This window comes from Brevundimonas sp. (assembly GCF_031412435.1).
GTDB lineage: Bacteria > Pseudomonadota > Alphaproteobacteria > Caulobacterales > Caulobacteraceae > Brevundimonas.
Genome location: NZ_JANODA010000006.1, coordinates 66,899 through 84,736, shown reverse-complemented (window position 1 = coordinate 84,736; position 17,838 = coordinate 66,899). Strand labels below are relative to the sequence as shown.

Here is a 17,838-nt window from a genome sequence, read left to right as displayed (position 1 = left end):
CTCACTGGCACAGGGGATGCGCCCTGTCGCGTGAACGGGCTCTGAACGGTCAAGGCTGGTCCGGGCCGGAATCGGGGTCAGGATCGCCATTCCGGGCGCGATTGACCGCCAGCAGGTCCGAGACGAGCTGATTCAGGTTCAAGGTGGTGTCGAGCGTCAGGTTGATCCCGGTGCCGGACGGCAGCGGCAGGGTCCGGTTCAGAAACTCCCGGCTGATCAGTTCGGACAGGCTGAGGCGCAGTTCCTGGCGCTGGGGCGGATCGTGGCGGCCCATGATGTGGAAGCGAACGCCCAGGCGGCCCTGGTCCTGGCTGTCGACGTCGGCGGTCAGGGTGTCGAAGGCCAGATTCTCCATCGCCTGATAGGCCAGGTCCTCGACGGTGTTCGCAGGTACGTCACCGCCGCCGCCCGCCTCCAGGTCGGACAGGGCCTCGCGCGCGATCGCCAGCCTCCCCGGCTGGGCGGCATAGAGCGTCCCGCCGACGATCCGCACGCCCGTGTCGGGGTCTGAGGTGAAGGGCAGGCGGCCTGAAACCACGGCGTCCAGCTTCACCCGGTCGCCGAAGCCCGAGCCAGCGATCAGTTCGCCGAGCTGGACCCGGTCCAGCACGATGACGCCGGAGAAGGGACGACGGTCCAGCGGCACGGAGAAGGGCTCGACGCTGACCGTGCCGCCCGCCGCCCGGATCTCCCCGCCCGCCACGCTGATCGCCGCCTTGTCGAGCGAGAAGGTCAGGTCCAGCTCGGTGAAATCGGCGACCGATTCCAGGGTGGCGATACGCAGGGTCTGGTCCGGCGCGGTGGTCAGGGGCGCCAGGTTGGTGAAGTCGATCGTCCCGCTCAGACCCTTCACCGCCCCGGCCGGGCTGACGAAGTCGATACCGGGGATGGCGAGGCGGCCGGAGCTCGTGCCCTCGGGCAGGTCGTCGCTCCAGTTGAGGCGGCCGTTGAACGAAGCCGAGCCCGTCGCAGGCGATTGAACGAAGTCGGCGGCCAGGGGGCTGACGTCCGCGGGCTGAAGGCCGCCCTCGGCGAAGACCAGCGACGGCGCGTCAATGACGATGCCGCCCTCTCCCGTCAGGCCGTTGTGAGCGAGGGTCAGCTTGCCGAGCACGATGTCGTTGCGGGCCAGGTCGAAGACGCCGCTCCATGCCTCGTCGGCCAGGGTCGCCGAGCCGGAGGCGGTCAGCGGATTGAACCGGCGCGGCCGGGTGGCGTCCTCGACATCGGCGGAGGCGATCACGGCCTCCAGCCCGAGGCCGGCTTTGGAACCCGTCGCGAAGGCCGTGCCCTGGATGGCGTCGAAGGTCATCGCAAGGAAGGGCGCCGAGGCCTTGACGTCGTTCAACCGTCCGCCTGCGCGCCAGCCGCCGTTTTCGGAGACAACCAGAGGCCCGCCCGAGGCGCACAGGCCGCCGGACAGGTCCATGACGTCGTTCTCTTCCAGCTCCAGCCGTTCGGCGGTGAAGGTCAGGCAGTCGGACGGGACATAGGTCAGCCGACCGGCGTTGGTCGCCAGCACGCCCCGGGTCCGGACGTTCAGCCCGCGCGCGAGGCCGAAGTCGAGCGCGGCGCGACCGTCGAGGGTGGCCTCGAACCCTCCGGCCGTCAGTCGCCAGTTCGGGATGGCGAAGGTTGCTTCGGGCAGCCCCTGTCCGCGCGTGGCGACGACGTTGAGCGCGCCGCCGCCCCGTTCACCGGGGCGGGCCGCGAAGATCGGCGTGGCGACGGGATTGAGGATCAGGGCGCCGCCGTTCGTCGGCGTCAGCCGGGCGGCGCGGGGCAGGGTCACGGCCAGACCGGCCTCGCCGCTGGTCAGACGCAGGGCCGGAACGTCGAGAGCAAAGGCCCCGAGCGCCCGCTTCATCTCCGCCAGTTCCGGCACGTCGTCGGACGTCACCGGTCCGAACAGGGGCCAGGCGCCGTTCGCCGAGGCCAGCGAACCGGTCATCACCAGCGCGGTCGAGCGCCCGGACGCGAAGTCGAGGTCGAACCGGCCGGTGGTCTGGCTCAGGCTCAGGGTGTCGAAGGCGGCGCGGTCCAGACGCGCCGCCAGCGGACCGCTGGCCTCGACGGCGCCGCCCGCGCCGCTGACCGCCAGCCGTGACGAGGCCACGTCGGCGCCGGTCAGGACCAGATCGCCGGCCCGGCCCGAGGCGGCGGTCAGCCGAACCGGCCCCTCATGGCTCCACGCCAGGCCATCGGCGCGACGCAACAGGGCGACGCGGGCCTCGGCCGCCGAGACATCCGCCGCCCGGGCGGACAGGCCCGGGGCGGACACGCTTGCGGCGCGCAGCCGCGTCGAGGCCGTCCCGTTGAAGGCCAGGGTCTCGATCCAGCCGCTGACCTGCCCGTTGGCGATCAGGGTCAGGACGGCCCCGGTCGTCGCCGTATCTCCGATCGCCAGCCGGTCGCCGGACAGGGTCAGGTCGACGGCCGCTCTCCCGTCGCCGCGCCGGGTCTTCAGGTCGGGATAGGGCAGGTCGGCGGTCCCCGACAGGCGGGCGCCCTCGCCGGTCAGTCCGGACGCGGCGAACCCCGCGGCCGCCAGATCGACGCGTAGCGCCACCCGGTCGCCGGTCGTGGTCAGGTTCAGCTCGCCGCCGAGACCCCGCGCCTCGATGTCCCCGCTCTTCAGCGAGGCGGCCGGCATCCGCGCGGCCAGCCGCATCAGCTTGCCGTTGTCGACGCGTGCATCGGCCAGCAACGAGACGGGACCATATTCCGAATCCACCCTCAGGCGGCCGGTCTCGACGATGACGACCGGACCCCGGCTGTCGGGACGCGGCGGGCGGCCCGTCAACTCCTCGATCAGCGGATCCAGCGACCCGAACGACAGTTTGCCCGCCTTCCAGCTGGCGCGCGCCACCGGCCGGACCAGACGAATACGGTTTGGCGTCACGCCGAGACCGGTCGAGGACCAGGGCAGGCCCAGGGCGTAGTCGACTTCGACGCGGTGGATCGTGACGTCGGGATTTCGTTCGTCGCCGATACGAACGCTGCCGACGAAGCCGTTCAGCTCCAGTCGCTCGATCTCGACATCGGCCTCGATGCCGCGCCGGTCCAGCCAGCCGACCAGGATTTCCCGCGCCGCCGCCCGCCGGTTCAGCCAGGCGACGGCGGCCAGCAGGGCGAGAACGATCAGCCCGACCGCCAGGCCGACGCCGATTGCGCGCGCCAGGCGATGACTGCGCCGGATTTTTCTCTCGGGAGGCGTATCGCTCATGCGCGGCGCTCCGCCCTGTGCCGGACAGGGACGGAAAGGCGGTTGAGCATCCAAGAGGTGTTGCGTGGCGAAACAGCCGTGGCGGACGTGCCACATTGAGTGGCGCCACGGTCACTTAGAGTGAAGGCGACGCTGCGAAGGCCTCGCAATGATTCAGGAACGACAGCAGAGGCGAACATAGCTTGGCGATAGACTGTCCCGTGACCTGTCGGAATACCCAAATGCACGTCGAATTACCGGCCGGCTTCACTGCGGTTAATCATTTGTAACGACCCGTCTTCCCATCATGCGGTCCACAAGGTATAGGACGCGCTTCGTGGCCGGGGGGACTTGGGCGCGATCCTTGCTTTGAGTGTGATTGGGCGCCGCTTGGCGTCGTTTTCTGCCGGGGACCGATGGCCCAGTTCGATCCGCGACGCCAGCCGATGCGTTTCGCTCCGCACCTCCTGACCGCTGCCGCCGCCGTGACGGTGGCCATGCTGGCCGGGCGAGTCTATCAACCCGCGCAGGCCGAAGTCGTTCCCGAACTGACTGCTCTTCAGATCGCCTCGCTGGAGGCCCGCGCGTTCGACGCCGCAGGGACACCCGCCGGTCTGACCGCTCCCGAAGCCATTCCCGTCCAGATCCGTCGCGGCGAAACCTTCGAACAGGCCGTCCGCCGCACCGGCATCGGCGCCGCCGACGCCTCGGCCGTCGCCGCCACCCTCTCCAACGCCTTCGACCTGTCGCAGATGCGCGCCGGTCTGCGGTTCGAAACCGCCATCGCCCGTCCGCGCGGCGGCCGCGGCGACGCCCGCCTGATCGGCCTGACGATGCGCACCGGCCCGGCCAGCCAGCTGACTGTGTCGCGCAGCTTCGACGGCGCCCTGCGCCTGCGCGCCCTCGAAGAGCGGGTCACGCATGAGACCGTCGTCCTGAAGGGCGAGGTTCACGGCTCCCTCTCGGCCACCGCCCAGCGCATGGGCGCCGACGCCGCCATTCGTCGCAAGGCCAACCAGTTGTTCGCCCACAAGCTGGACCTCGAACGCGACGTGCGCGCCTCCGACGAGTTCACCCTGGTCTTCGGCCGCACGGTCACCGAGAACGGCCGCACGGTGGACACCGACGATCTTCTCTACGCCGAGCTCAAGGGCGTGGTCTTCTATCGCTACCAGCCCGCCGGCGCCCGTGAGGCCCAGTACTACGACGCCACCGGCAAGAATATGCGCTCCTCGATGATGCGCACCCCGCTGGACCGGGCGACCCGCGTGTCGTCCAGCTTCGGTTTCCGCGTTCACCCGATCTCCGGCTATCGCAAGATGCATCAGGGCATCGATTTCGCCGCCGGCACCGGCACGCCGATCGTGGCCCCCTCGGACGGCGTCGTCATCGAGGCGCGTCGCTGGGGCGGATACGGCAACTGGCTTCGCATCCGTCACGCCAACGGCCTCGAGTCCGGCTACGGCCACCTGTCGCGCTATGGCTCGGGCATCCGCGCCGGCCAGCGCGTGTCCCAGGGTCAGGTCGTCGCCTACGTCGGTTCGACCGGCGCCTCGACCGGTCCGCACCTGCACTACGAAATCTGGCGCAACGGTCAGCGGATCAATCCGTCCGGCATCCGGATGGACGAGTCCACCGTCCTCGCCGGCGCCGACCTGGCCGGCTTCCGCGCCGAAAAGGCCCGGATCGACCGCATCATCGCCGCCGGCGGCGAGCGTCGCCCGACCGTGCTTCAGGCCAATGTCGAAGGCCTGCGTCCCGCCTCCCGCGCAACCTGAAGGCTTCTAAGGCCCTCCACCGCCTCGACCAGCCGCGCCAGATCGCGCGGCGTCGAAAGCCGGTGGTCGCCGCCGTCGACCAGATCCAGCGTCACGTCGCCCCCGGTCAGTCGCCCGACCAGGGCCAGGGCATGCGCCTCCGGCACCGTCTGGTCGGCGCGGCCCTGAAGGATGTGCACGGGCTCCGAAATGGCGATTGGCGCGCCCAGAAGCAGCCAGTCCCGCGCCTCCTCGAACATCCGGGCGGTCAAGACATAGTCCCCCAATCCGTCCTCGGTCATCAGCGCCTCGCCGTCGCGCAGGATGGCCTGGCGGACATGGTCCGGCAGCGACGGCCACATCAGCCGTTCGGTGAAATCCTGGGCCGGATTGACCAGCGCCAGACCCTGCATCCGTTCCGGCCGCGCGAGCGCCAGCAACAGGGCGACCCAGCCGCCCATCGATGATCCGACGGGTATGACCGGGCCTTCCAGACTGTCGATCAGGCCGATGGCGTCCTCGCGCCAGCGGCCTATCGTGGCCTGGCGCCAGTCGCCGGAGGACCGGCCGTGGGCGAAATGGTCATACCGGACGTAGGACCAGCCGCGTTCGATCGCTGCGGCCTCCAGCGCCAGGGCCTTGGTCCCCTCCATGTCCGACCGGAAGCCGCCGATCCAGACCACGGTCGGATCGGCGCCCACGATGCGCCGGTAAGCGATAGTCTCGCCGTCGGGGCGTTTCAGGTGTCCGATGTCGCTCATCCCGACACCGTGCACCCCGGCGACGGCCGGGGTCCAGATCGCGTGGCAGAACTCTGGGGTCAGACGACGAGTTTCTTGCCTTCGTCGCCGGTGTCTTCCATCTGGACCCCGGCCTTCGCCGGGGTACAGGGTGAAGGGGTCAGAGAAAGCGAAACCGCGTGCCGTCCAATAAGGTCCTGTTCGTCACCTCCAACCGCATCGGCGACTGCGTCATCTCGTCGGGAATCCTCCGCGAGATCGCACGCCAGGTTCCTGGGGCCCAGATCACCGTCGCCTGCGGTCGCCCGCCCGCGCCCTTCTTCCGCTCGGCGCCCGGCATCGAACGGGTCATTGTGCTCGACAAGAAGAAGGCCGCCGGACACTGGCTGGATCTGTGGCTTCAGGTCGTCGGGACGCACTGGGCCCTGGTCATCGACATCCGTGGGTCGGCCCTCGCCTACCTGCTGAACGCCGATCGTCGCATCGTCTACAACCGCCGCTGGGAGACCGGCCTGCCCAAGGTCGAGATGATCTCGCGGCTGATGGGCGCTCCGACCCCGCTCGAGCCTGAACTGTTCATCGACGACCGCGCCCGCGCCGAAGCCGCCGCCGTCATCGACCCCGCGCTCTCGCCCGCACCCGGACCGATCATGGCGCTCGCCCCCATCGCCCACCAGCCCGGGAAGAGCTGGCCCGCCGACCGCTGGGGCGAACTGGTTCAGATGCTGAAGGCCGAGCCGCGCTTCGCCGGCTGGCGCTTCATGCCCGTCGGCGGGCCCGGTGACCGGCCGCCCGCGACCCCGGCGCTGCAGGCTGCCGGACCCCTGGCCATCGACTTCGTGGGCCAGGGGGACATCCTGGCCTCCGCCGCGGCCATCGACCGGGCGGCCCTGTTCGTCGGCAACGATTCCGGCCTGATGCATGTGGCTGCGGCCGCCGGAAGGCCGACGCTGGGCTTGTTCGGCCCGACCGAATGGTGGCTCTATGGCCCGCGCGGTCCGCGCACCTCGATCGCCGCCTCCAACCCGGTCCGGGGCGAGTTTGCGCCGATAGAGGCTCTGACGACCCAGCGTGTCTTCGAGGCCGTGATCGCGCTCCATGACGTCTGGATCGGGTCGGCGGACGCCGCCAAGCCTTGAAGATCGGGCGTTTCCGGCTCATATAGGCCGACTTGGGGAACGCGGCGGAGCGCCGTGCGCTGTCCCCTGCAAGACTGCCGACGTCTCAAAAACACAAGGAAACGACGCCCATTCGCCGTCCGATGAACCAGCCGCCCACCAAGGACGGCCCCCCCATGAACCACGATATCCGCGCTCCGCGCGTTCTGCTCATTGACCAGAACGGCGAGAAACAGGGGGTCATGCCGACCTCCGCCGCGCTGGAGGCCGCCGAAGAGGCGGGCATGGATCTGGTTCAGATCGTCTCGACGTCGGAGCCGCCCGTCGCCAAGATTCTCGACTACGGCAAATTCCGCTTCCAGGAGCAGAAGAAGAAGGCCGAGGCCCGCAAGCGCCAGAAGGTCGTCGAGCTGAAAGAGATCAAGCTCCGCCCCAACATCGACGTCCACGACTACGAAGTGAAGACCAAGGCCATGACGCGCTTCTTCGACGAAGGCGACAAGGTCAAGGTGACGCTGCGTTTCCGCGGTCGCGAGATGGCGCACCCCGAACTGGGCATGAAACTGCTCAACAAGGTCCAGGCCGATTTCGACGAGATCGCCAAGGTCGAATACGCACCGCGTATGGAAGGCCGCCAGATGATCATGATCCTGGCCCCGAAGTAGGCTCCGGTTTTCGCAGGCCCTCAACGCCCCGGCATCGCCGGGGCGTTTTGCGTTCAGGCCGCTTCCGCCTCGTCCACCGGCTGTGACCCCAGGGCCAGGCGGATGGCGTTCAGCAGGGCGTCGGGCTGGATCGGCTTCTGGGCCACGCCGTTCATACCGGCCGCGACATAGTCAGCTTCGTCGCGCTCGTCGGCGTTGGCGGTCAGGGCCAGGATCGGGGTTCGGCCGGCCGCCCCTGGCAGGCGACGGATGGCCCGGGTCGCGGCGACCCCGTCCATCACCGGCATCTTGATGTCCATCAGGATCAGGTCGAACGGCCGTATCGAAGCCGCTTCCAGCGCCTCGGCCCCGTTCTCGGCCGTCTCGTGGGTGCAGCCGAACATTTCCAGCAGACGAGTGGCGACGAACCGGTTGGTGGCGTTGTCGTCGGCGACCAGCACATGCAGCGTCTCGTGCGGCGTCGGCCCGGCCACGGTCCCGGCCGCACCACGCATCTCGGGGCCGCAGTCGGCGAGGTCGAGCGCAAACCGGAACCGCGCCCCGCCCCGGGGCGAACGGGCCAGGCCGATCGTCCCGCCCATCCGTTCGACGATCTGACGGCAAATCGCCAGCCCCAGCCCGGCGCCGGCGCCCTCGCGCCCCGCCTGACCCGTGTTGAAGGGTTCGAAGATGGTGACGGCCGCGTCGTCCGGTACGCCCGGACCGCTGTCGTCGACGATCGCGTCCAGCCGGATCGCGCCATTGACGCGACGCGAGGCCAGGGACACCACGACCTCTCCAACCTGGGTGAACTTCAGCGCATTGCCGATCAGGTTGTTGAGCAGTTGTTTGATACGCATGGCGTCGGCCATGACCCAGTCGGCGCCGTCGGTGTCGCAGACGACGGTCAGGATCAGCCCCTTTTCTTCCGCGCGCGGCCGCCACAGGGCTTCCAGATCGGCGCCCACGCCGTCGATGCGCAGGGGCGCTGGATCAATGCTCAGAATTCCGGCCGAGGCCCGCGACATGTCCAGTGCGTCGGTCAGCAGCCTCAGCAGCGTCTGGCCGGAATCCAGAATGGTCTCGACGTACTGCCGCAGTTCCGGCTGCTCGAGCTTGCGCTGCAGCAGGCCGGCCACCCCCAGCACCCCGTTCAGCGGGGTGCGGATCTCGTGGCTCATGACCGCGAGGAACTCGGACTTGGCGCGGCTGGAGGCCTGGGCCTCCGCCTCGGCGACGGCGAGGTTCCGCGCCAGCAGACCCATCTCCTCGGCCTTGCTGCGATACAGGGCCGCGCCCGCCTGCAGGATCTGCACGCCCGCGCCGACGCCGACATAGAGGCCGTTCTCGACCACGATGAAGCCGCGCAGCAGCATGTTCAGCTCGGCCGCGTCGACGGTGTCGAAAAAGGTCTCGGCGCTGGCGCTCGCCTCGGCGTAGGGCGGGTTGGCGTCCATCAGGCCGGACACCGGTCGGCGAGCGTACAGGGCGCGCCCGAACTCGGCGGCCATCTTGAGGGTGAAGGCGTTGCGCTCGATCAGACCCAGCGGCCGCCCTTCCGGATCGACGACCGCGATTGCCAGGGTGTTGGGCTCGTTCTGGAACCGGTCGAACACCACCGAGCCCGGCGTCTCTGGCGAGACCGGCTCCACTGCGTCCACGAAATCGCCGATACGGGCCATGCGTACTCCTTACGGATCCGCTGGATAGGGCCCCTGCCTTAATGCGAGCTTTGCCGTTCTTGAAATTTTTGCAGCAGTTTCAACGAAGTATATCCGTGCACGGAGAGTTTTGATCCCGCATTGTCGGCGTTGATGTCAGGTCCCTCGCCGTCCGGCGATGGCTCGGATAGAAGGCCGCATGACCCAGACGTCCGCCACTCCCGCGCCCAAAGCCAAGGCCCCGGCGTTGGCCATGCTGTTCCTGATCGTCTTCATCAACCTGGTCGGCTTCGGTCTGGTGGTGCCGCTGTTGCCGTTCTTCGCCCAGAGTCTGGACGCAGAGCCCTGGCAGATCACCGTGATGTTCGCGGCCTATTCCCTGGGCCAGTTCTTCGCCGAACCCTTCTGGGGCCGGCTGTCGGACCGGATCGGCAGGAAGCCCGTCCTCCTGATCACCCTTGTGTCCAACGCCATCGGCTATCTGGCCTTGGCCTTCGTGCCGAACATCTGGCTGGCGGTGGCGGTGCGGTTGTTCACGGGCCTGGGCGCCGGCAATATCTCGACGGTCCAGGGTTATGTCGCCGACGTCACGCCTCCGGCCGAGCGGGCCGGACGGATGGGCATGATCGGCGCGGCCTTCGGCCTGGGCTTCATCGTCGGTCCGGGCCTGGGGGGCATCCTGACCCAGCCGCAGCTGGGGCAGATCGGCTATCAGCTGCCGATCTTCGTGGCCTCGGCCCTCGCGGCCCTGGCCGCCGTCGGCGTGATCGTATTCCTGAAGGAAAGCCGCGCCAAGGCCGATCCCGCCATGCCCCGCCCCGGCTTCGTGGCCGGCCTGCGCGATGCGCGCGCCGACCCGGTGGTGTCGCGCGTGCTGCTGGTGACCCTGATCTACATGGCCGGCTTTTCGGCCATGGAGAGCGTGTTCGGTCTGTGGGCCGAGGATCGCTACGCCTGGGGCGCCCGCGAGGTGGGGCTCAGCTTCATGATCGTCGGCATCGTTTCGGCCCTGAACCAGGGCGTCTTCACCGGCAAGCTGGCCAGACGGTTCGGCGAGACGCGGGTCTTGGCCACGGGGATGCTGCTGTTCGGCGGCTCCCTGGTGCTGCAGGTCCTGGCTCCCGTCGCCTGGTTCCCGGCCTTCCGCCTCGATCTCGGCGCCTTCACCCTGCCGATCGTGCAGGGCTGGAGCATCCCGATCATCATGGCGCTGGGGGCCTGCGGCATGTCGATGGCCATGCCCAACATCTCGGCCATGATCAGTCGCGCCACCCATCCGGACCGTCAGGGCACCATGCTGGGCCTCAACATGGCCACCGGTTCGATCGCCCGCATCTTCGGCCCGTTGTTCGCCGGCGCCCTGTTCTCGGGCCTCGGTCACGACTGGCCCTTCCTTGTCGGGGCAGCCCTGACCGTCCCGGCGGCGATCATCGCCATCAATGCGGGGCGGGCGCTGAAGCGCGGGCAGGCTGCCGCTGCGGTCCCCGCCGAGTAGACTCCGCTTGCGTTTGAGCGCCGGTTCCCCTACTAGCCGCGCCTTCGCGTAACGAACCGCCGGGCTAACAGGCATGCCTGGGCGGTTCTTAATCAGGCGACCCGCCGGATCTCGGTCCATGGGCCGCCCTCTAAGACAAGAGAGTGAAAATGCCGAAACTTAAGACGAAGTCGGGCGCGAAGAAGCGCTTCTCTTTCACTGCGACGGGCAAGGTGAAGTCCGGGGTTGCGGGCAAGCGTCACCGCTTGATCAGCCACAACTCCAAATACATCCGCCAGAACCGCGGCACCAAGGTCATGGCCGACGCCGACGCCAAGAAGATCAAGTCCTACATGCCTTACGCGTAAGCGTAGGCGGCACATCAGACCCGATCTCACCGCATTGAATTTGAATTCGGGCCCTCAAGCAGCAAGCGACCGCGTCGCGAGCATTAGGGCCCTTCCGAAGGAAGACACATCATGGCTCGCGTAAAAAGGGGCGTCGTATCGCACGCCCGTCACAAGAAGGTTCTCGAACAGGCCAAGGGCTTCTCGGGTCGCCGCAAGAACACCATCCGCACGGCCAAGGCCGCCGTTGATCGCGCCGGGCAGTACGCCTACCGCGACCGTCGCACCAACAAGCGCAACTTCCGCGCCCTGTGGATCCAGCGCATCAACGCCGCCGCCCGCCAGGAAGGCTTCACCTACTCGCAGTTCATCCACGGCCTGTCCAAGGCCGGCATCGAGCTGGACCGCAAGGTCCTGGCCGCGATCGCCATGGACGGCGTCGGCTTCTCGGACATCGCCGCCAAGGTGCGCGAAGCCCTGAAGTAAGGCTCCCCGCCTGATGATATCGAAACGCCCGTCCCGGATCCCGGGGCGGGCGTTTTCGTTTGCGCCGGCGCGCGCTACGGATTGTCGGGCAACCGGAGCGCGCCCATGATCCTGAGACGCCTGATCCTCGGCCTCTGCGCCGTCCTGATGGCCGGGCCGGTCGCGGCCCAGACCCGCACCGTCGCCGTCACGTTCGACGACCTGCCATATCAGGCGTCTGCGGAAGCTCTCTGTGATCCGGTGCAGGCCATGGCCCTGACCCGCGACTTTCTCGCCATGCTGGAACCGCTCGACAGCCGCGCCACGGCCTTCGTCAATGCGGGCAAGGTCTGCGAGGCCCGGTCAGCGGCCCTGCTGCCGGACATCCTGAACGCGTGGCTGGATGCGGGAATCGACCTCGGCAACCACACGGCCAACCACATCAACATCCATTCGAATACGGTTGAGGCCTGGCTGGCCGACGTCGATGCGGGCGCCCCTGCCATCCGGGCGGCTCTGGAAGCGCGCGATCGCCGCCTGCGATACTTCCGCCATCCGTATCTGTTCACCGGCGAAACCCAAGAGAAGCACGACGCCATTGTCGCGGGTCTGGCAGAGCGCGGCTACGTCGTGGCGCCTGTGACGATCGACAACGTCGACTGGATGTTCGGCGACGTCTACCGGAAGGCCGAACGTCTTGGCGACGAGGCGCTGAAGCGGCGGGTGGGCCAGGCCTATGTCGCCTACATGACCACGGTGCTCGACCATTTCGAACCCTACAGCGCCGAGATCACGGGTGGCCGAGAACCGGCCCAGGTCCTGCTGCTGCACGCCAACAGCCTGAATCGCGACTGGTATCCGGCGATCGACGCCCTCTACGGGGCGCGCGGCTACAGCTTCGTCACCCTGGACCAGGCCCTGGCCGATCCCATCTACAGCCACGCCGACACCTATGTGCGGCGGAACGGCATCTCCTGGCTGCATCGGTGGACCCAGACCGACGGACGCCCGATCCGCTGGGAGCCCGAGCCGCCGGCCTGGATCGTCGCGGCCAACGCAGGCACCACCGAGGACCTGGCGGCGGCCATCGTGGAGGGAATCGCCGGCCCCTAGCCCGGGATGCGGGCGATCGCCTTGATCTCGAGGTGAAGCCGGCCCGCCAGGTCTCCGGTCGGCGGGAAAGGCGATCAGGTGGGCGCCCCTGCAGCGATGAAAACCCTGTCGGGGCTTTTTGCCGCGCGCTTCAAAGGCTAGATGCTCCGCACCATGACCGACCTTGCTTCCCTCGAACTCGAACTGATCAACGCCATCGGCTCCGCCACGACCGTGGCCGAGGTCGAGGCCGTGCGCGTCGCGGCCCTCGGCAAGACCGGAACGATCTCGGGCCTGCTCAAGGGCATGGGCGCCATGAGCCCCGACGAGCGCCGCGAACAGGGGCCGATGATCAACGGCCTGCGCGACCGCGTCACCGCCGCCATCGCCGGCAAGAAGTCGGAACTGGAAGCCGCCGAACTCGATGCCCGCCTGTTGTCCGAGCGCATCGACCTGACCCTGCCGGCCCGGCCGCGTCGCAAGGGCGGGGTTCACCCGACCATGCAGGTCATGGACGAGATGATCGCCCTGTTCGCCGAGATGGGTTTCACCGTCGCCGAGGGTCCGGACATCGAGGACGACTTCCATAACTTCACCGCCCTGAACTTCCCGCCCAAACACCCGGCGCGGGAGATGCACGACACCTTCTTCCTGAAGCCCGACCCGGAGACGGGCGAGCGCAAGGTCCTGCGCACCCATACCTCGCCGGTGCAGATCCGGACCATGCTGTCGCAACAGCCGCCGATCCGCATCATCGCGCCGGGCCGCACCTTCCGGAAGGATTCGGACGCGACCCACACCCCGATGTTCCACCAGGTCGAGGGTCTGGTGATCGGCAAGGACATCCACATGGGTCACCTGAAGACGACCCTGGAGACCTTCGTGGCGCGCTTCTTCGAACTCGACGGCGTCGACGCCCGCTTCCGCCCGCACCACTTCCCCTTCACCGAACCCTCGGCCGAGATGGACATTCGCTGCGACCGCTCGGGCGGCAAGCTGGTGCTCAACGAAGGCGACGACTGGCTGGAGATCCTCGGCTGCGGCATGGTCCACCCCAATGTCCTGCGGTCCTGCGGCATCGATCCTGACGAATGGCAGGGCTTCGCCTTCGGCATGGGCGTCGACCGTATGGCGATGCTGAAATACGGCGTGCCGGACCTGCGTCCGATGTTCGAGGCCGACATCCGCTGGCTGGCCCACTACGGCTTCTCCGCCTTCGCCGCCCCCAACCCCGCCTCCGGCTTGAGCTGAGGAGCCTGAAATGACCGACGTCCTGTCCGAAGAGCACGGCCGTAAACTGATCGCCCGCACCCAATTCTCCAACGAAGCGGTCTGGCTGCCCTTGCTGGCGGTCTATCACCTGAACGCGGGCGAACCGCTGATCCGTGGCCGCACCTTCACCGAATGCGTGATCGAGGGCCCGGCCCTGGTCGCGCTGATGGACGGCGTGTCCTTCCATGGCTGCAACATGGGTCTGGCCACCGATCCGGCCTCCCTGTTCTACAAGCCCCAGGGGCCGGTCCTGATCGGTACGGTCGCCTTCGCGGACACCAAATTCATCCGTTGTCGTTTCGTCCAGGTCGCCTTCACGGGCCACGCCGAGAGTATTGACCAGATGGCCGCCGACCTGACCTCCGCCCGCGCCGAAGTCACCGGGACGCCGACCTGATGTCGCGACTGCCCATCATGCGCGAGGTTCGCGTCGCCACCGACCTGACGTCGCGGGTGATCCAGGACGTCGATCTCAATCTGTTCGATCTGCATGTGGCCAACCACGGCCCCGCGCTCGGCATGATCGACGGCCGCACCTTCCGGGGCTGCCGGATCCAGGGGCCGGCGATCATGCTGGTTTCGTATGGCGTGCGTTTCGATGACTGCAGCTTCGGCGATCCGGATGGCGACATGCGCAATCTGATCCTGCGTCCCGTGGGCGCCCGCGCACTGGGCACCGTGCCCTTCCGCGACACGCTGTTTGAGGGCTGCGAGTTCTATAACGTCGGTTTCACCGGACCGGAGGACGTCCTGAACGACCTTCTGGCCGTCGGCGCCTGAGAGGCCTGCGATGACCTTCATTGATTCCACTCAATTGCCGATGACCGGGCTCGGTCGTCAATTCAACCTCACCGACGACATCTCCAAGCGCGCCTTCGTCGATGAAGATCTGGCGCTGTACGACCTGTTCGGCCACCACCTGCGGACCGGCCGGTCGATGATCGACGGCGTCACCTTCACCGGCTGCCGTATCGAGGGTCCGGCGGTCATGCTGATTCTTCCTGGCACGACCTTCGACGCGGTCAACTTCGGCGAGTCGAGGGGCGACATCGGCAACCTGGTCCTGCGCCCGGTGCGCAACATGGCCATCGGCGCGATCCCGGTGATCAACTGCGCCTTCCGGAACTGCGAGTTCCACGCCCTCGGCTTCACCGGCAACGAGCAGATTCTCAGTGAGATTCTCGCCATCAAGAGCGTCGGCTGATGTACGACCTAGACAACACCGACCCGGTTCCGCACGACCTCGGCACGCGTCTTGTGTTCGAGAAGGAACGCATCCCGCTGGCCCAACTGGTCGACGCGCTGGAAGCCGCAGGGCAGACCCTGACCGGCCGCCGTTTCGTCGACTGCGTCATCCACGGTCCGTGCGTGGTCATGCCGGCCACCGAGACAAAGTTCGACAATTGCAATCTCGGCGATGTGGCCGGCGACGTCCGTAACCTGTTCCTGCGGTCCGCCGGCCCCATGGTCATCGGCGCCATTCCCCTGAACGACAGCCATTTCGATGGCTGTATCTTCATGGGCGTGGGCTTCGCGGGCCACGACGATTTCGTCAATGCCTTCATCGACATACTGACGCCCACGAAAGCCTGATCCCGTGAAATTCACCCTGTCCTGGCTCAAGGACCATCTGGAAACAGACGCCGACGTCCACGCGATCGCCGAGGCCATGACCATGGCCGGGCTGGAGGTCGAGCATGTCGCCGATCCGGCGGCGGCGCTCGCGCCGTTCACGGTGGCCAAGATCGTCTCGGCGGCCCAGCACCCGAACGCCGACCGGCTTCAGGTCTGCCAGGTCGAGACCATCGACGGGATGAAGGAGATCGTCTGCGGCGCCCCGAACGCGCGCGCAGGCCTGACCACCATCTACGCCCCCATCGGCGCATACGTGCCCGGCCTGGGCCTCACCCTGGTCGAGAAGCCGGTTCGGGGCGTCGTCTCCAACGGCATGCTGTGCTCGGCCTCCGAGTTGAACCTGTCCGACGAAAGCGACGGCATCCAGGAGCTGCCGCCCGAGATTCCGGTCGGGACGCCGGTGGCCAAACTGTTCGGCGCCGAGCCAGTCATCGACTTCGAGGTCACCCCCAACCGCCCCGACTGGCTGGGCGTCGCCGGCATCGCCCGCGACCTGGCCGCCGCCGGTGTCGGCAAGCTGAAACACTATGACGTCGCCACGGTGCGCGGCGCCTTCCCGTCGTCTATCTCGGTGCGGCTTGAGGCGCCCGGGATGTGCCCGGTTTTCGCCGGTCGCGTCATTCGGGGCGTCAAGAACGGATCATCTCCGGCCTGGCTCCAGACCCGGCTCCAGGCCATCGGTCTGCGCTCGATCAACCGTCTGGTCGATGTCACCAACCTGATCGCCTACGACCGCGCCCGCCCGCTGCACGTCTATGACATGGCCAGACTGGTCGGGTCCGAGATCGTGGTCCGCGGGGGTCAGATCGCCTCCGACACCGGCGAGCACGAGCATCTGATCGCACTCGACGGCAAGACCTACACCGTCGATCCGACCATGTGCGTCGTCGCCGACGCCGGCGGCGAACGCCCCATCGGCCTCGGCGGGGTCATGGGTGGCGAGGCGACCGGCTGCTCGGACGACACGACCGACGTCTTCCTCGAGAGCGCCTGGTTCGATCCCATCGTCACGGCCCAGACCGGCCGCACCCTGACCCTCTCGTCCGACGCCCAGTACCGGTTCGCGCGCGGCGTCGATCCGGCCTCTGTCGTGCCCGGCATCGAACTGGCCACCCGTCTGATCCTCGACCTCTGCGGCGGCGAGCCGTCCGAGATCGTGCCGGCGGGCGAGCATCCAGCCAATCCTGCCTCATTCGCCTTCGACCCCGCCTATGTGAAACAGCTTTCGGGCATGGAGCTTGACGACGACCTTATCGGGACCATCCTGGGCCAGCTCGGCTTTCTCGTGCAGGCCGCCCCCGCCGGTTCCGACACGCCCTGGATCGTCACCCCGCCGTCCTGGCGTCGTGACGTCGAGGGCAAGGCCGATCTGGTGGAGGAAGTCGCCCGCATCCACGGCTTCCAGCACCTGCCCGACACCCCCCTGCCGGATCAGGGCTCGCCGTCGAAGGGCGTGCTGAGCCCGCGTCAGTCCCGCGTCCGCACCGCGCGTCGCGCGCTCGCCGCCACGGGCTATTCCGAAGCCGTCACCTGGTCCTTCACGAAGCGGGAAACCGCCGCCCTGTTCGGCGGGGGGGACGAACGTCTGATCGTCGACAACCCGATCGCCGCGGATCTCGACTGCATGCGGCCCTCGGCCCTGCCGAACCTGATCCAGGCGGCCGCCCGTAACGCCGCGCGCGGCCACGGCGACGTCGCCCTGTTCGAGATCGGCCCCATCTACCTGGGCGACCAGCCGAACGAGCAGCGCACCGTCATCGCCGGCCTGATCTCGCCCCGCGCGGCCCGTCACTGGGCCGGTTCGGGCGACGACGCCCTGTTCGCGCTCAAGGGCGATCTGTTCGCCGTGCTCGACGCCATCGGCGCCCCGACCGCCTCGCTGCAGCTGGCGCAAGGCCAGAACCGCGACTGGTGGCACCCGGGCCGTTCAGCCCGCTTGCAACTGGGTCCCAAGACCGTCGTCGCCGAGTTCGGCGCCGTCCATCCCCGTGTGCTCAAGGCGCTCGACGCCGACGGCCCCATCCTGGCCTTCGAGATCGTGCTCGACGCCGTGCCCGAGCCCCGCTCGAAAGCCGGCGCGACCAAGGCCCGGGGCAACGCCGACCTGCCCAACCTGATGCCCCTGACGCGCGACTTCGCCTTCGTGGTCGAGGACGACAAGGCGGCGGGCGACCTCGTCCGCGCCGTCCAGGGGGCCGACAAGGCCCTGATCGCCGAGGTCCGGGTGTTCGATGTCTATCGCGGCGCCGGCGTGCCGGACGGTTCAAAATCGGTCGCCCTGGAAGTCGTCGTCCAGCCGCGTGAAGCCACCCTGACCGAGGTCGAGATCGAGGCTCTTTCCGCCCGGGTCATCGCCGCGGCCGGCAAACTGGGCGCGACCCTTCGAAGCTAGGCCTTGATCCGCTCGCGCTGTTTCGGCCAGAACGGA

At 68.1% G+C, this 17,838-nt stretch carries 16 protein-coding genes; 13 read left to right on the top strand and 3 right to left on the bottom strand.

Annotation, left to right across the window (positions count from 1 at the left end):
• Positions 1-49: 49 nt before the first annotated feature.
• Positions 50-3,226, bottom strand: a complete 3,177-nt coding sequence (locus RMO01_RS01425) for a YdbH domain-containing protein (protein WP_309627264.1) — start codon at positions 3,224-3,226, stop codon at positions 50-52.
• 395 nt (positions 3,227-3,621) lie between these two features.
• Here RMO01_RS01425 and RMO01_RS01420 point away from each other — a divergent pair, with 395 nt between their 5' ends.
• Positions 3,622-4,983, top strand: coding sequence for a peptidoglycan DD-metalloendopeptidase family protein (locus tag RMO01_RS01420; RefSeq protein WP_309627263.1), 1,362 nt, complete (start codon positions 3,622-3,624; stop codon positions 4,981-4,983).
• Here the strand turns inward: RMO01_RS01420 and RMO01_RS01415 are convergent.
• The gene (locus tag RMO01_RS01415; RefSeq protein WP_309627262.1) at positions 4,938-5,723 is read right to left on the bottom strand and encodes an alpha/beta hydrolase; all 786 of its coding nucleotides are present in this window, start codon (positions 5,721-5,723) and stop codon (positions 4,938-4,940) included. The two genes, RMO01_RS01420 and RMO01_RS01415, sit on opposite strands and share 46 nt — an antisense overlap.
• A gap of 158 nt (positions 5,724-5,881) precedes the next feature.
• On the opposite strand from RMO01_RS01415, the gene RMO01_RS01410 reads away from it, so the two are divergent.
• Positions 5,882-6,841, top strand: a complete 960-nt coding sequence (locus RMO01_RS01410) for a glycosyltransferase family 9 protein (RefSeq protein WP_309627261.1) — start codon at positions 5,882-5,884, stop codon at positions 6,839-6,841.
• Positions 6,842-6,963: 122 nt separating this feature from the next.
• Positions 6,964-7,485 (top strand): translation initiation factor IF-3, encoded by a 522-nt coding sequence (gene infC, locus RMO01_RS01405; RefSeq protein WP_303696632.1) that lies wholly within the window; start codon positions 6,964-6,966, stop codon positions 7,483-7,485.
• 53 nt (positions 7,486-7,538) lie between these two features.
• Here the strand turns inward: infC and RMO01_RS01400 are convergent, their stop codons facing one another.
• A complete protein-coding gene (locus RMO01_RS01400) occupies positions 7,539-9,146 on the bottom strand; it encodes an ATP-binding protein (RefSeq protein WP_309627260.1) in 1,608 nt (535 codons plus the stop codon).
• A gap of 178 nt (positions 9,147-9,324) precedes the next feature.
• Here RMO01_RS01400 and RMO01_RS01395 point away from each other — a divergent pair, with 178 nt between their 5' ends.
• The 10 genes from RMO01_RS01395 (at position 9,325) to pheT (ending at position 17,802) form a co-directional block, all read left to right on the top strand.
• On the top strand, positions 9,325-10,620 hold the full coding sequence (locus tag RMO01_RS01395; protein ID WP_309627259.1) for an MFS transporter: 1,296 nt from the start codon (positions 9,325-9,327) through the stop codon (positions 10,618-10,620).
• Between the two features lie 149 nt (positions 10,621-10,769).
• Positions 10,770-10,967, top strand: coding sequence for a 50S ribosomal protein L35 (rpmI, locus tag RMO01_RS01390; RefSeq protein ID WP_131250811.1), 198 nt, complete (start codon positions 10,770-10,772; stop codon positions 10,965-10,967).
• A gap of 111 nt (positions 10,968-11,078) precedes the next feature.
• Positions 11,079-11,432, top strand: a complete 354-nt coding sequence (rplT, locus tag RMO01_RS01385) for a 50S ribosomal protein L20 (RefSeq protein WP_309627258.1) — start codon at positions 11,079-11,081, stop codon at positions 11,430-11,432.
• Between the two features lie 105 nt (positions 11,433-11,537).
• Positions 11,538-12,524 (top strand): polysaccharide deacetylase family protein, encoded by a 987-nt coding sequence (locus tag RMO01_RS01380; RefSeq protein ID WP_309627257.1) that lies wholly within the window; start codon positions 11,538-11,540, stop codon positions 12,522-12,524.
• Between the two features lie 153 nt (positions 12,525-12,677).
• Positions 12,678-13,754: a phenylalanine--tRNA ligase subunit alpha gene (gene pheS / locus RMO01_RS01375; protein WP_309627293.1), complete on the top strand. Its 1,077-nt coding sequence runs from the start codon at positions 12,678-12,680 to the stop codon at positions 13,752-13,754.
• Between the two features lie 10 nt (positions 13,755-13,764).
• Complete coding sequence (locus RMO01_RS01370; protein WP_309627256.1) at positions 13,765-14,172, top strand: hypothetical protein; 408 nt, start codon at positions 13,765-13,767, stop codon at positions 14,170-14,172.
• Entirely contained in the window at positions 14,172-14,555 is a 384-nt protein-coding gene (locus RMO01_RS01365; protein ID WP_309627255.1) for a hypothetical protein, read from the top strand. The genes RMO01_RS01370 and RMO01_RS01365 overlap by 1 nt, the downstream gene beginning before the upstream one ends.
• Positions 14,556-14,565: 10 nt before the next feature.
• On the top strand, positions 14,566-14,979 hold the full coding sequence (locus RMO01_RS01360; protein WP_309627254.1) for a hypothetical protein: 414 nt from the start codon (positions 14,566-14,568) through the stop codon (positions 14,977-14,979).
• The gene (locus RMO01_RS01355; RefSeq protein ID WP_309627253.1) at positions 14,979-15,368 is read left to right on the top strand and encodes a hypothetical protein; all 390 of its coding nucleotides are present in this window, start codon (positions 14,979-14,981) and stop codon (positions 15,366-15,368) included. The genes RMO01_RS01360 and RMO01_RS01355 overlap by 1 nt, the downstream gene beginning before the upstream one ends.
• Before the next feature lie 4 nt (positions 15,369-15,372).
• Positions 15,373-17,802 (top strand): phenylalanine--tRNA ligase subunit beta, encoded by a 2,430-nt coding sequence (gene pheT / locus RMO01_RS01350; protein WP_309627252.1) that lies wholly within the window; start codon positions 15,373-15,375, stop codon positions 17,800-17,802.
• The last annotated feature ends 36 nt before the right edge of the window (positions 17,803-17,838 follow it).

What these genes read in the sequence shown, in the direction of transcription:
- rpmI (WP_131250811.1), top strand. Translation starts at nt 10,770, where the DNA reads ATGCCGAAACTTAAGACGAAGTCGGGCGCGAAGAAGCGCTTCTCTTTC.
- rplT (WP_309627258.1), top strand. Translation starts at nt 11,079, where the DNA reads ATGGCTCGCGTAAAAAGGGGCGTCGTATCGCACGCCCGTCACAAGAAG.
- RMO01_RS01395 (WP_309627259.1), top strand. Translation starts at nt 9,325, where the DNA reads ATGACCCAGACGTCCGCCACTCCCGCGCCCAAAGCCAAGGCCCCGGCG.
- RMO01_RS01365 (WP_309627255.1), top strand. Translation starts at nt 14,172, where the DNA reads ATGTCGCGACTGCCCATCATGCGCGAGGTTCGCGTCGCCACCGACCTG.
- RMO01_RS01360 (WP_309627254.1), top strand. Translation starts at nt 14,566, where the DNA reads ATGACCTTCATTGATTCCACTCAATTGCCGATGACCGGGCTCGGTCGT.
- RMO01_RS01400 (WP_309627260.1), bottom strand. Translation starts at nt 9,146, where the DNA reads ATGGCCCGTATCGGCGATTTCGTGGACGCAGTGGAGCCGGTCTCGCCA.
- RMO01_RS01425 (WP_309627264.1), bottom strand. Translation starts at nt 3,226, where the DNA reads ATGAGCGATACGCCTCCCGAGAGAAAAATCCGGCGCAGTCATCGCCTG.
- RMO01_RS01415 (WP_309627262.1), bottom strand. Translation starts at nt 5,723, where the DNA reads ATGAGCGACATCGGACACCTGAAACGCCCCGACGGCGAGACTATCGCT.
- pheS (WP_309627293.1), top strand. Translation starts at nt 12,678, where the DNA reads ATGACCGACCTTGCTTCCCTCGAACTCGAACTGATCAACGCCATCGGC.
- RMO01_RS01380 (WP_309627257.1), top strand. Translation starts at nt 11,538, where the DNA reads ATGATCCTGAGACGCCTGATCCTCGGCCTCTGCGCCGTCCTGATGGCC.
- RMO01_RS01420 (WP_309627263.1), top strand. Translation starts at nt 3,622, where the DNA reads ATGGCCCAGTTCGATCCGCGACGCCAGCCGATGCGTTTCGCTCCGCAC.
- infC (WP_303696632.1), top strand. Translation starts at nt 6,964, where the DNA reads ATGAACCAGCCGCCCACCAAGGACGGCCCCCCCATGAACCACGATATC.
- RMO01_RS01355 (WP_309627253.1), top strand. Translation starts at nt 14,979, where the DNA reads ATGTACGACCTAGACAACACCGACCCGGTTCCGCACGACCTCGGCACG.
- RMO01_RS01370 (WP_309627256.1), top strand. Translation starts at nt 13,765, where the DNA reads ATGACCGACGTCCTGTCCGAAGAGCACGGCCGTAAACTGATCGCCCGC.